The 11,692-nt window shown below is 73.6% G+C and carries 10 protein-coding genes, 1 pseudogene and 1 riboswitch; of the genes and pseudogenes, 3 read left to right on the plus strand and 8 right to left on the minus strand.

The window, feature by feature from the left end:
• Positions 1-96: 96 nt before the first annotated feature.
• On the minus strand, positions 97-927 hold the full coding sequence (locus ACU616_RS26320; protein ID WP_446761345.1) for an alpha/beta fold hydrolase: 831 nt from the start codon (positions 925-927) through the stop codon (positions 97-99).
• 111 nt (positions 928-1,038) lie between these two features.
• Between ACU616_RS26320 and ACU616_RS26325 the strand changes: the two genes are divergently transcribed.
• Together ACU616_RS26325 and ACU616_RS26330 are read left to right on the plus strand one after the other, a co-directional pair.
• Positions 1,039-1,803 (plus strand): esterase/lipase family protein, encoded by a 765-nt coding sequence (locus tag ACU616_RS26325; protein WP_446761346.1) that lies wholly within the window; start codon positions 1,039-1,041, stop codon positions 1,801-1,803.
• Positions 1,804-2,145: 342 nt separating this feature from the next.
• Positions 2,146-2,760 carry a CBS domain-containing protein gene (locus tag ACU616_RS26330; protein WP_446761347.1) on the plus strand — a complete coding sequence of 205 codons (615 nt, stop codon included), beginning with the start codon at positions 2,146-2,148 and terminating at the stop codon, positions 2,758-2,760.
• Between the two features lie 19 nt (positions 2,761-2,779).
• On the opposite strand, the gene ACU616_RS26335 is transcribed toward ACU616_RS26330, so the two are convergent.
• Positions 2,780-3,181, minus strand: a complete 402-nt coding sequence (locus tag ACU616_RS26335; RefSeq protein WP_446761348.1) for a hypothetical protein — start codon at positions 3,179-3,181, stop codon at positions 2,780-2,782.
• A gap of 353 nt (positions 3,182-3,534) precedes the next feature.
• Positions 3,535-3,692, plus strand: a riboswitch (cyclic di-AMP (ydaO/yuaA leader).
• 1 nt (position 3,693) lies between these two features.
• On the opposite strand from ACU616_RS26335, the gene ACU616_RS26340 reads away from it, so the two are divergent.
• On the plus strand, positions 3,694-4,878 hold the full coding sequence (locus tag ACU616_RS26340; protein WP_446761349.1) for a transglycosylase family protein: 1,185 nt from the start codon (positions 3,694-3,696) through the stop codon (positions 4,876-4,878).
• 78 nt (positions 4,879-4,956) lie between these two features.
• Here ACU616_RS26340 and ACU616_RS26345 read toward each other — a convergent pair whose 3' ends face one another.
• The 6 genes and pseudogenes from ACU616_RS26345 to ACU616_RS26370 form a co-directional block, all read right to left on the minus strand.
• Entirely contained in the window at positions 4,957-5,154 is a 198-nt protein-coding gene (locus ACU616_RS26345) for a YbdD/YjiX family protein (protein WP_446761350.1), read from the minus strand.
• Positions 5,151-7,358, minus strand: a complete 2,208-nt coding sequence (locus ACU616_RS26350) for a carbon starvation CstA family protein (protein ID WP_446761351.1) — start codon at positions 7,356-7,358, stop codon at positions 5,151-5,153. The genes ACU616_RS26345 and ACU616_RS26350 overlap by 4 nt, the downstream gene beginning before the upstream one ends.
• 162 nt (positions 7,359-7,520) lie before the next feature.
• The gene (locus tag ACU616_RS26355) at positions 7,521-8,648 is read right to left on the minus strand and encodes a 5-methyltetrahydropteroyltriglutamate--homocysteine S-methyltransferase (RefSeq protein WP_446761352.1); all 1,128 of its coding nucleotides are present in this window, start codon (positions 8,646-8,648) and stop codon (positions 7,521-7,523) included.
• Positions 8,641-9,207 carry a DUF1353 domain-containing protein gene (locus ACU616_RS26360; protein WP_446761353.1) on the minus strand — a complete coding sequence of 189 codons (567 nt, stop codon included), beginning with the start codon at positions 9,205-9,207 and terminating at the stop codon, positions 8,641-8,643. Before ACU616_RS26360 ends, ACU616_RS26355 begins: the two co-directional genes overlap by 8 nt.
• A 36-nt stretch (positions 9,208-9,243) precedes the next feature.
• Positions 9,244-10,746, minus strand: a pseudogene (locus ACU616_RS26365) (MFS transporter).
• A 97-nt stretch (positions 10,747-10,843) separates the two neighbouring features.
• Positions 10,844-11,689 (minus strand): SDR family oxidoreductase, encoded by an 846-nt coding sequence (locus tag ACU616_RS26370; protein ID WP_446761354.1) that lies wholly within the window; start codon positions 11,687-11,689, stop codon positions 10,844-10,846.
• Positions 11,690-11,692: the final 3 nt, after the last annotated feature.

Below are 11,692 nucleotides of genomic sequence, written 5' to 3' on the forward strand. Positions count from 1 at the left end.
TCAGGCTCTCGCTCCACCATGTCATCGCACTGAGCTGTCATCGCACTGAGCTGCAGGACCGGAAGCGGATCCGGTCGCGGGATGCCGTGGCTTCACTCAGGCCCGGCGTTGCCGCTGCTCGACGAGCCAACCGTGCAGGACGGTGGCGAGACGCTCAGGAGCGTCCAGCTGGATCAGATGCCCTGCATCCCGGACGAGCTGCAGGCGCGCCCCGGCTATCGCCTCGGCCAGGGCATGAGCCCGGTCGACCGGGATCCAGGTGTCCTCGACGCCCCAGGCGACGAGTACCGGCAGCGCCAGTGAGCCGTACAGGGGCTCCACCTCGTCGGTGTGGGTCTGGTCGGCCTGGGCGATCTGCCGATAGAACGCCGCCTGGCCCGGCGATCCGAGCCACGGCCCGACCAGCGTGCGCGTCTGGCGCTCGTCGAGGCCGCGATGGCTGGCTCCCTCGACGTACGCGCGCACCACGCCCTCGTGCACAGCGGCCGGCAGAGCCGCGAAGACATCAGCGTTGTCGCGTACCAGGCGGAAGAACTCCGAGCCCCAGGGCGCAAGCGCCACGACGTCGACCAGGGCCAGGGAGCTGTAGAGCGCGCCGTGCAGCAGGTGTGCGCGCAGTGCGACGGCCCCGCCGTAGTCGTGGGCGATGAGGTGTGGCCGGTCCAGTCCCCAGTGGCCGATGAGGTCGCAGAGCAGCTCGCCTTGCACATCGAGCGAGACGCGGTGCTCAGCCTGCATCGAGGACTGGCCGTAGCCGGGCATGTCCCAGAGGTGGACCCGGAACTCCGAGCTCAGCGCATCAGCGAACGGACGCCAGAGAGCCGAGGACCACGGGGTGCCGTGGCAGAACACCACCGGTGGACCTTCGCCCCAGGCGTCCCATCGCACCTGACGTCCTCGCCAGACGAAGGTCTGCTCGAGTTGCACCCGACGATCCTGGCAGGGCTCGAGTCCGGTCGTCGCGCCCTTCCACGCCGGGGACGGGCCGGTGGGGACGCCCCTGCGGGTCGGGACTCCCGCGCCAGGGATGCTGTCGAGGTGCCTGCCGCCTCACGCTCCCCCTCACCGGCTGCGCTGCTCACCGAGCCGCCGCGGGCGGGTCTGGACCTCGCCGTCCTGGCGGCTGCCTGGCCGGTGCTCGCAGCAGCCCGCCGCGGTGACGGGCACCCGGTGCTGGTGCTGCCGGGGCTGATGACCGGCGACCCCGCCACCGTGGTGCTCCGGACCGCGCTGCGCGCCCTCGGCCACGAGGTGTCCGGCTGGAACCTGGGCACCAACCGCGGCCCGACGGGCCACGTCGTCGACTCGCTGCGCGCCCGGCTCCAGCGGTTGCACCGGACCTCGGGACGGCGGGTCAGCCTGGTCGGCTGGAGTCTCGGCGGCCTCTACGCTCAGGAACTGGCGAGAGCCGCGCCGGGCAGCGTCCGCGGACTGGTCACCCTCGGCACGCCGGTGCTGAGATCTGCGCCCTGGGTGCGCACCGCCTCGGGGATCGTCGACGGCGGCACCCGCCTCCTGCGCGGGGCGGCCGCCCTGCCCCGGCCCTGGGCCGAACGCGGCTCCCTGCGTGTGCCCGCGACGTCGGTCTACACGCGGGCCGACGGCATCGTGCACTGGTCGTCGTGTCGCTACGAACTCCGCCCCCGGCGGGAGAACGTGGAGGTGCGCGGCAGCCACCTCGGCCTGGCCTGCAACCCGGCGGTGCTCTGGCTGCTGGCCGACCGGCTGGGGATGGCCGAGGGTACGTGGACACCGTTCCGCCCCCCGCCCGGACTCAGCCTGCTCTTCCCCCGCCGTCGCTGACACGAGCAGCCCGCCCGTCATCGACGTCCCGTCAGGTACACATGGCAGGTCGACCCGGTACCGGCACGTCCCCGATCGGGCCTGACCTGTCGTCCCGGCCCGTCTGGTCGAGTGGTCCTGCGGCGCTCACCGCGGCGGTGCGGGGCTCCTCGCACGGGGTCGAGGACGGGCAGCCGAGGGCGGGGCGCCGCCGCGACGCTCGCGGACCTCAGCAGGGCTTGGTGTGCAGGGACCTCCCACGACCTGCCCGGGTCCCGCGGGGAGCCGGCCGGCGTGCCCGGACCGCCTGGGGATGCTCGGGAGCCGAGGGGTCCGGACGGGACCGCGGCCGAGGAGGACACGGTGCAGGTCAGGGACGTCATGACATGCCAGGTCGTCACGGTGGGACCGGACACCTCCGCCAAGGACGTGGGCGCGGTGAGGGCGGAGCGGGGTTTCGCCGCCGTCCCCGTGGTCGACGGCGGCGACCGGCTGGTCGGCATCGTCGCCGAGGTCGACGTGCTGCGCGACCGGCTGCCGCAGGACCCCCGGCTGCACCTGCGCCGCGCCGAGGACGCCGGCGCGCCGCCCCCGCCGGTGCTGGTGCGGGAGGTGATGACCGAGGCGGTGCGGACCGTCGAGTCCGGCTCGGACCTCGCCGACGTCGCCCGGCTGGTCGTCGACCACCGGCTGCGCGGCGCGCCGGTCCTCGACGGCGACCGGCTGGTCGGGATCGTCAGCCGCCGCGACCTGCTGCGCGCCCTGGTCCGGCCGGACGACGAGATCCGCCGCGACCTGCTGCGGCTGGTCGAGGGCTACACCGGGGAGCTGGACGCGTGGGACGTCTCGGTCGCCGAGGGCGTGGCCACCGTCCGGCGCACCCGCGGGGAGCCGCAGGGGCCCGCCGGGTCCGAGCAGCGCGCCCTGGAGGCGCTGGCCCGGACGGTGGGCGGGGTGGTCGGCGTCCGCGTGCCGTGACCCGCGCGGACGCGGGGGCCTAGGCGGCGTCGTCCTCCAGCGCCGCGGTGTCCTCCAGGGCGGTGTCCGCCAGGGCGGTGTCCGCCAGGGCGGCATCCAGGGCGGCGACCTCGTCCTCGATGCCGACCATGACCTCGTTGGTCTGCAGCGTCACCAGCCAGGCCAGCGCGTGGTCCTCGACCGGCCGGTCGGTGACCGCGGCGATGGCGTCGAGCTGGGCGGCCACCAGCCCGCGCGCGGCCTGGTAGACGTCCGCGGCGCTGACCGCGATCTGCTGCTCGGCCAGCCAGAGCCGTCCGTCGGACAGCACGCGCACCTCGCTCTGACTGCCGACCCCCAGGTCGGCGGCCGCGCTCGTCAGGACGGACATGCCGGCACGCAGCTCGGTGAGGCGGCGGCTCGGGTCGGGGGACGACGGCATGGGCACTCCTCGGACGGGCCCGCAGGCCTCGGGTCGTGCACTGGGTGTCGGCACCGCGCCCGCACGTCCTGACCGTCCGTGGGGTGCCCTGGCGTTCGTGGGACGGGCGGGACGAACCGTTGCGCGTCCGGACCTCGGCGGATCCCGCGCGTCCGGGCCCCTCTGCCGCCCTGGGCGGCACACGACCTCCACCGGCCCACCGCGCGGTCGACCCCCGTTGTTGCCCTCCGTGAGCGTGTCATGCCGAAGTGTGACCCACGTCACGGCGACAACTCACATGACTGAACGTAACGTTTTGGCTGCGCTCAGCTAAACAGGAGCGCGGCGCCGGTCCGCCAAACCCTGCCCACCGGTCGCCCTCCACGACTCCCCAGGGCAGGGGTGGGGGACCCACGTCCACGGCGCCACGGCCCTGCCGCTGTGCGCCTCGGGGTGAAGCCGCGTCCCGCGGCCGGGCACACCGATCGCCCGAACCCGACAGCTCACCTCGCCGGCGGTGATCGGAGATCACCATGCCCAAGCACCGCGCGCCCCGCTACGTCCGCACCAAGAAGGTCCTCGCCAAGGCCCCCGTCGCCGCCGGCGCCACCGCCGTCGGGCTCGGCGTCCTCAGCTCCCCGGCAGCCGCAGCAGCCACCACCACCACCCACGACTGGACCGGCGTCGCCCAGTGCGAGTCCGGCGGCAACTGGAGCATCAACACCGGCAACGGCTACTACGGCGGCCTGCAGTTCAGCCAGCCGACCTGGGCCGGCTACGGGGGCACCGACCTGGCACCCCGCGCCGACCTGGCGACGCCGGGCCAGCAGGTCCAGATCGCCGAGGAGGTCCTCGCCGGGCAGGGCATCGGCGCCTGGCCGACCTGCGGCAAGTACCTGACCGAGGGCACCACGCCGGCCGCCGCCGGGTCGGGCGCCGCGTCCACCACCGCGTCGACCACCACCGCGTCCACCGCCGCCGCGACCACCGCCGCCGCGCCCGCCGCGGAGCAGCCGGCCGGCGCCCCGGCGACGACCCAGGACGACGGCGACCGCGGGGACCACGACGCCGGGACCTCCGGCCGCCACGCCGCCTGGGGCGACTACACCGTCGAGCGCGGCGACACGCTGCGGGAGATCGCCGCTGCCCACGGCCAGTCCTGGCGCGAGGTCTACCAGCGCAACGCCGACGTCATCGGCAGCAACCCGAACCGCATCACCCCCGGGGAGGTGCTGACGCTGACGGGCGCCGAGCAGGCCGCCCCGGCCCCGGCGGCCCCCGCCGCGACGACGGCCACCGCCGGCACGTCGGCGCCGTCGGGCACGACGACCTCCCTCGCCCAGACGGCCGTCGGCGCCGCGCACATCACCAACAGCGCCGGCGACGTCAAGCCGCAGGTGCAGGCCGCCGCCGACGCGGTCGTGGCCAACGTCGCCGGTGCCGCCGACATCACCCTCGGCGGCACCCGCGCCAGCGCCGTCGACCCGAACGGCCACCCGTCGGGCCTGGCGCTGGACTACATGGTCCTGTCCGACACCGCCCTCGGCGACGCGATCGTCCAGTACCACATCGACCACTGGGAGGAGCTCGGCGTGGACTACGTCATCTACGAGCAGCGGATCCTCACCTCCCCGACCGGCTCCTGGACGCAGATGGAGGACCGCGGCAGCGCGACCGCCAACCACTTCGACCACGTCCACGTGAACTACACGGCCTGACCCACCTCGCCGGACCACGGGGCCGGCCGAGCACAGCGACCCCCTGCCCGCGGGCAGGGGGTCGCTGTCGTGTCCGGCTCAGCAGCAGCGGCTGACCGGGTTGCGCTCCACCTCGTCGGCGCGGCGCCGCTCGAACTCCCGCCGGCTCACCGGCTCGTGCCCGTGCCGTGCGCAGTGCGCGAGGTAGTCGTCCCAGCGGGCCTCGCCGCTCCACTCCCGCAGGTACCAGCGCACCCCGCGCCAGGCCCGGCCGGCGAGGGCGACCGCGGCGCTCACGAGCGGTCCCTCCCGGCGCCGACCAGCCGCTCGTGCTCGGCCATGGCGCGCTTCTCCTCGGCCGTCGCGAACAGCCCCGCGGGTTCGACGATGGCCGAGGGCACCGCCGGCTCCTCCGTCGTCGGGAGCGCGCCGCGGGTGCGGACCGCCCGGGCGACGACCACCAGCGCGTTGACGAAGACGACCAGCACCAGGAGGGCGAAGAACGCCTGCAGCACCCCGTTGATCGTCGAGTTGGTGACGACCTGCTGCATCTGGCCCACGTCCTGCGCCGGCGGGAGGACCTCACCGGCGTCGAGCGCGTCGGCGTACCGGGCGCGCTGGGCGAAGTAGCCGATCGCGGGGTTGTCGGAGAAGACCTTCTGCCAGCTCGCCGTCATGGTGACCACCAGGTCCCAGGCCAGCGGGACGGCGGTGATCCAGGCGTACCTGAGCTTCCCGTGCTTCACCAGCAGGACGGTCGCCAGGGTCAGCGCGATCGCGGCGAGCAGCTGGTTGGCGATGCCGAACAGCGGGAAGAGCTGGTTGACCCCGCCCAGCGGGTCGGTGACGCCGATGTAGAGCATCGAGCCCCACAGGCCGACGACGACGGCGCTGGCGATGACGTTGCCCGGCCGCCACGACAGGTCACCGAAGCGCTTCCACACGTTGCCGATCGTGTCCTGCAGCATGAACCGGCCCACGCGGGTGCCGGCGTCGACGGCGGTGAGGATGAACAGCGCCTCGAACATGATCGCGAAGTGGTACCAGAACGCCTGCAGGTTCCCGCCGAAGGCGGTGTGGAAGATCTCGGAGATGCCGACGGCGAGCGTCGGGGCGCCGCCGGTGCGCGAGATCAGGCTCGGCTCCTGGACGGCGGCCGAGGCGGCGGCGAGGTCCTGGGCGGAGGTGGAGAAGCCCAGGCCGTTGACGAAGGCCGCCGCCGTCTCCGGGGTCCCGCCGGTGGCGCCGGCCGGGGCGTTCATCGCGAAGTACAGGCCCTGGTCGATGACGACGGCGGCGATGAGCGCGCTGATGGCCACGAAGGACTCCATCAGCATGCCGCCGTAGCCGATCAGGCGGACGTGGCTCTCCTTGGCCACCATCTTCGGCGTCGTCCCCGAGGAGATCAGGGCGTGGAAGCCCGACAGCGCGCCGCAGGCGATGGTGATGAAGACGAACGGGAACAGCGACCCGGCGAAGACCGGGCCGGTGCCCTCCTTGGCGAACTGGGTGACCGCGTCGGCCTGCAGCACCGGGCGGGCGATCAGCAGCCCGACCGCGAGCAGGACGATGACGCCGACCTTCATGAACGTGGACAGGTAGTCCCGCGGGGTCAGCAGCAGCCAGACCGGCAGCACCGAGGCCACGAACCCGTAGACCACCAGGGCGAGGACCAGCCACTCCTTGGACAGGGTGAGGGCGTCGGCGAGGCCGGTGCCCTCGATCCAGCCGCCGCCGACGATGGCCAGCAGCAGCAGGACGACGCCGATGCCGGTGGCCTCCAGCACCCGGCCGGGCCGCAGCACCCGCAGGTAGACGCCCATGAACAGGGCGATGGGGATGGTCAGCGCGATCGAGAAGACGCCCCACGGCGACTCGGCCAGCGCGTTGACCACGATCAGCGCCAGGACGGCGAGGATGAGGATCATGATCGCGAAGACGGCGATGAGCGCGGCGACGCCGCCGACGATCCCGATCTCCTCGCGGACCATCTGGCCGAGGCTCTTCCCGTTGCGCCGCATCGAGAAGAACAGGACGACCATGTCCTGCACGGCGCCGGCGAAGATCACGCCGACGACGATCCAGATGGTGCCGGGCAGGTAGCCCATCTGGGCGGCCAGCACCGGGCCGACCAGCGGGCCGGCGCCGGCGATCGCGGCGAAGTGGTGCCCGAAGAGCACGCGCCGGTCAGTGACGTCGAAGTCGACGCCGTTGTGCAGCCGCTCGGCCGGGGTGGCCCGCCGGTCGTCGACGCCCAGCGCCCGGTAGGCGATGAACCGCGAGTAGAAGCGGTAGGCGATGGCGTAGGAGGCCAGCGCGGCGAAGAGGATCCACAGCGCCGAGACCGACTCGCCGCGGGCCAGCGCGAGCACCGTCCACGCGACGGCGCCGACGATCGCCACCGCCGTCCACACCAGGACGCTCCTGACCGACGGCCGGCGACGGCCGGCCCCTCCGGGAGGTCCTCCGTCGGTGTCTGGCCTGCTGACGGTGGTGGACACGGGCCCCTCCTCGCGTGCGCGGACGGCGCCCGGACGACGCTGTCCTCTGGACGGGTCCGAGCATGGCCGGTGCCCGGACGGCGCCACCACACAGGGGTGGGACCGTGACCGCCCCGTGATCAGGGACCCCCCTCGTCCCCACCGCTCGCACGGGGGCCAGGGTCAGTAGCCCCAGACCTCCTGGGCGACCTCGACGACCAGCGCGAGCTTGGCGACCTGCTCGTCGCGGGTGAGCGCGTTGCCCTCGACGGTCGAGGAGAAGCCGCACTGCGGCGAGAGCGCGAGCTGCTCGAGCGGCACGAACCGCGCGGCCTCGTCGATGCGCCGCTTGAGGTCGTCTTTCCTCTCGAGCTCGGGCCGCTTCGTCGTCACCAGGCCCAGCACCACCCGCTTGCCCGGCGGCACGAAGCGCAGCGGCTCGAAGCCGCCGGAGCGGGCGTCGTCGTACTCGAGGAAGAAGCCGTCGACCTCCAGCCCGCCGAACAGCGCCTCGGCGACGAAGTCGTAGCCGCCCTCGGCCACCCAGGAGGAGCGGAAGTTGCCGCGGCACATGTGGGTGGTCACCGTCAGGGTGTCCGGGCGGCCGGCCAGCGCGGCGTTGATCTGCCGGATGTAGCGCTCGTGCTGGTGCTCGGCGTCGCGGCCCTGAGCGGCGAGCTCGGCCCGCTGCGCCGGGTCGTTGAGGTAGGCCAGGCTGGTGTCGTCGAGCTGCAGGTAGCGGCAGCCCATCGCGGCCACGCCCCGCACCTGCGAGGCGTAGGCGGCCGACAGCGCGTCCCAGAAGGCGTCCTCGTCGGGGTAGACGGCCGGGTCGATCGCCGCCGCTCCGCCGCGGTAGTGGACCATCGACGGCGAGGGGATGGTCAGCTTCGCCGTCTGCCCCTCCCCCACCAGCGACTGCAGGTAGGCGAGGTCCGCGCCGAAGATCGGCTCCCCGATCGCCAGCGGGCCGTCCACGTGCAGCCCGGCCGGGGTGAAGTCGATCGTCCCGTCGGCGTTCCGGAAGTGGACGACGATGTCCTCGCCGGTCACCTTGCTGATGCCGTCGATGGCGTAGATGAAGTCCATGTGCCACGAGGCGCGGCGGAACTCGCCGTCGGTGGCGGTGCCCAGCCCGACGTCGCCCTGCAGCCGGACGACGTCGGCGATCGCCGCGTCCTCGATCCCGCGCAGCTCGGCGTCGTCGATCTCCCCGGCGGCGTGCCGGGTGCGCGCCTCCAGCAGCGACGGTGGGCGCAGCAGGCTGCCGACGTGGTCGGCGCGGAACGGCGGTCCGGAGACGTCAGTCATGCCCTGCAGCCTCGTCCCCCGGCTGCTCCTCCGCAGCCTGCGACCAGGGCCGGACGCCGGAGTCCCCGGACACCAGCCGTTCCGCGACGGCGTACACCAGCAGGCCCGGGATGATCAGCAGCGTCGGCGGCAGGACCAGCGGTGCGGCCAGGACGGTGATCGCCAGCACCCCGGGAGCGCTGAGCAGCCAGCCGCGCCGGCGTTCGGGGTCGCGCAGCGCCCCCCACCGGACGCCGGTCCACATGATCCAGCGCAGCAGCACCGGCACACCGGCCTCCCGCATCACCCGCCGGAAGATTCCGTCGGCCTGGCGGGAGGTGACGACGCCGGTGCGGATGCCCACCCGGCACAGCCAGTCGTGCAGCACCGCGGCCAGCGTGTAGCGGCCCGACCGCGGCACCAGCCAGGTCACCGGGCGCGGGACGCTGGCCAGGTCGGTGTCGAAGCCCGCGGGGACGACGAAGCGGTCGCGGGCGCCGACGTAGGACAGCGGCTCGACCAGCGTCCAGCCGTCGGGCCCGGCGGTGCGCAGGACCGCGGAGGGTGGGTCGAAGGGCATGCGGCGATCCTGCCGCCCGCCCGCTCCGGCAGCCCGTCAGGAGCGCGGCCGCGCCGCGCCCTCGGCCCGCGTGCCCGGCCGGCGGGCCGCCAGCGGGGTGGCGACGTCCTCGAGCGACCTGCCCTCCGCGTCGACGCCGAGGAAGGCCGCCACGACCCCGCCGAGGACCATCACGCCGGCGCCGATCAGGTAGCCGGCGAACAGCGGACCGGTCGACTCGCCCTCGCCGATGAGCTTGCCGTAGAACCACGGCCCGAACGCGCCGAAGAGCTGGGCGATGGCGAAGAAGACGGCGATGGCCTTGGCCCGCACCTCCAGCGGGAAGATCTCGCTGACGGTCAGCTAGGCCGAGCTGGCCCCGGCCGAGGCGAAGAAGAAGATGATCGACCAGGCGATCGTCTGGGTGATCGCGTTGAGGACACCGGCCTGGAACAGCACGGCGGTGACCGCCAGCAACGCGCCGGACAGGATGTAGGTGAACGCGATCATCCTGCGGCGGCCGACGGTGTCGAACAGGTGCCCCAGGATGAACGGGCCGGCCAGGTTGCCCACGGCGAAGGCGATGAAGAACAGCGGCACCGACCCGGTGGAGACGCCGAAGAAGTTCGTCAGGACCAGCGCGTAGGTGAAGAAGATCGCGTTGTAGAGGAACGACTGGGTGATCATCAGCGTCGCGCCAAGGACCGCGCGGCCGGGGAACTCGCGGAAGAGCACGCGCAGCAGCGCCAGGTAGCCGATGTCGGCGGCGGGCTCGAGGTCGATGGCCCTGCTCTCGTCGACGGTGGGCAGCCGCACGCCGGTCTGCTCGACCTCCTCGATGTAGCGGATGGACTCCTCGGCCTCCCGCTCGTGGCCGTGCATGACCTGCCAGCGCGGGCTCTCGGGCAGGTGCCGGCGGACCACGAGGATCACCAGGCCGAGCACCGGGCCGATCAGGAACGCCAGCCGCCAGCCGAGGCCGACGTCCACCACGTTGAGGAAGACGAACGTCCCGAGGGTGCCGAGGACGGCGCCGCCCCAGTAGGTGCCGTTGACGGCGATGTCGACCCGGCCGCGGTAGCGGGCCGGGATGAGCTCGTCGATCGCGGAGTTGATGGCGGCGTACTCGCCGCCGATGCCCATGCCGGCGATGAAGCGGGTGAGGTAGAGGAACCACACCCAACCGGTGCCGTTGCCCAGGGTCAGCGCGGTGAGGCCGCTGCCGACCAGGTACACCGCCAAGGTGACCATGAAGAGGTTCCGCCGGCCCAGCCGGTCGGAGAGGTTGCCGAAGAGCAGCGCCCCGAATACCTCGCCGAGCAGGTAGACGGTCGCGATCAGGCCGGCCTGCGCCGAGGTGAAGTGCAGTGTCTCGGGCTCGGTGAGCACGGCGGTGACGGAGCTCGCGACGGTGATCTCGAGCCCGTCGAGGATCCAGGCCACGCCGAGCGCGACGACCATCCGGGTGTGGAACGGCGACCAGGGCAGCCGGTCGATGCGGGCGGGGATGAGGCTGCGGATGGCACCGGGCGCCTCAGCCGGCTGGGACAGGCTCGTCATCGAGCACCTCCGTATCGCGGAACCGGACCGCCCCCTACCCCGGCGAGCACTGGTTGACGCAACCAACCACCGCGCCACCTGATCGGGCGACCGGGGGTCAGCCGGTGCGCTCCTCGACCATGCGCGCCGAGACGCGCCGGATGCGGTCGGTCTGCCGCGAGACGACCACGTCGAGGACGCGGTTGACGGGGAAGACCTCGCCGAGCCGGGCCAGCCCCATGACCCGCGGGACGGCGACCGACCGCGACCAGTACGACGTCAGGCAGCCGGCCACGCGGTCGGCGACGCGCTCGGTCGCGATGCCCGGGGTCAGCCGGCCGCGGGCGTCGGCGTCGGACCTCGGCGGGGACCCGTGACCGCGGGCCATCCACTCGGTGGCCACCGGCCCGGGGAGCACCGAGTGCACCCGGACGCCGCGCGCGGTCACCTCCCGGCGCAGGCCGGAGACGAAGCCCTGCACCCCCGCCTTGGTGGCCGAGTAGACCGTCAGCGGCGGCACCTGGGACAGCCCGGCCGAGGAGCTGACGACGAGCACGTCGCCACGCCCGCGCTCCCGCGCGGACGCGAGCAGCTGCGGCAGGGCCAGCCGGGTCAGCTCGACCACGCCGGTGAGGTTGGTGGCCACCATGCCCTCGACGACCTCGCCCGGGGTGTCCTCCACCAGCGCCGCGTACGCCAGCCCGGCGTCGAGGACGACGGCGTCGAGCCGCCCGTGCGCCTCGACCGCCCGCCGCACCAGCAGCTCGCGGTCGGTGCGGTCGGCGACGTCGGCGACCACCGGGGTGACCCCGGGCAGGCCGGCCACCGCCTCGGCCAGCCGGTCGCCGTCGCGGGCGCAGGTGACCACCCGGGCCCCGGCGCCGGCGAGACGGGCCACGACGGCCCGGCCGATGCCGGCGCTGCCACCGGTGACGAGGACGACGCGATCGCGCAGGTCTGTCATGTG

Source organism: Geodermatophilus sp. URMC 62 (assembly GCF_052931475.1).

What these genes read in the sequence shown, in the direction of transcription:
- ACU616_RS26340 (WP_446761349.1), top strand. Translation starts at nt 3,694, where the DNA reads ATGCCCAAGCACCGCGCGCCCCGCTACGTCCGCACCAAGAAGGTCCTC.
- ACU616_RS26355 (WP_446761352.1), bottom strand. Translation starts at nt 8,648, where the DNA reads ATGACTGACGTCTCCGGACCGCCGTTCCGCGCCGACCACGTCGGCAGC.
- ACU616_RS26360 (WP_446761353.1), bottom strand. Translation starts at nt 9,207, where the DNA reads ATGCCCTTCGACCCACCCTCCGCGGTCCTGCGCACCGCCGGGCCCGAC.
- ACU616_RS26335 (WP_446761348.1), bottom strand. Translation starts at nt 3,181, where the DNA reads ATGCCGTCGTCCCCCGACCCGAGCCGCCGCCTCACCGAGCTGCGTGCC.
- ACU616_RS26370 (WP_446761354.1), bottom strand. Translation starts at nt 11,689, where the DNA reads ATGACAGACCTGCGCGATCGCGTCGTCCTCGTCACCGGTGGCAGCGCC.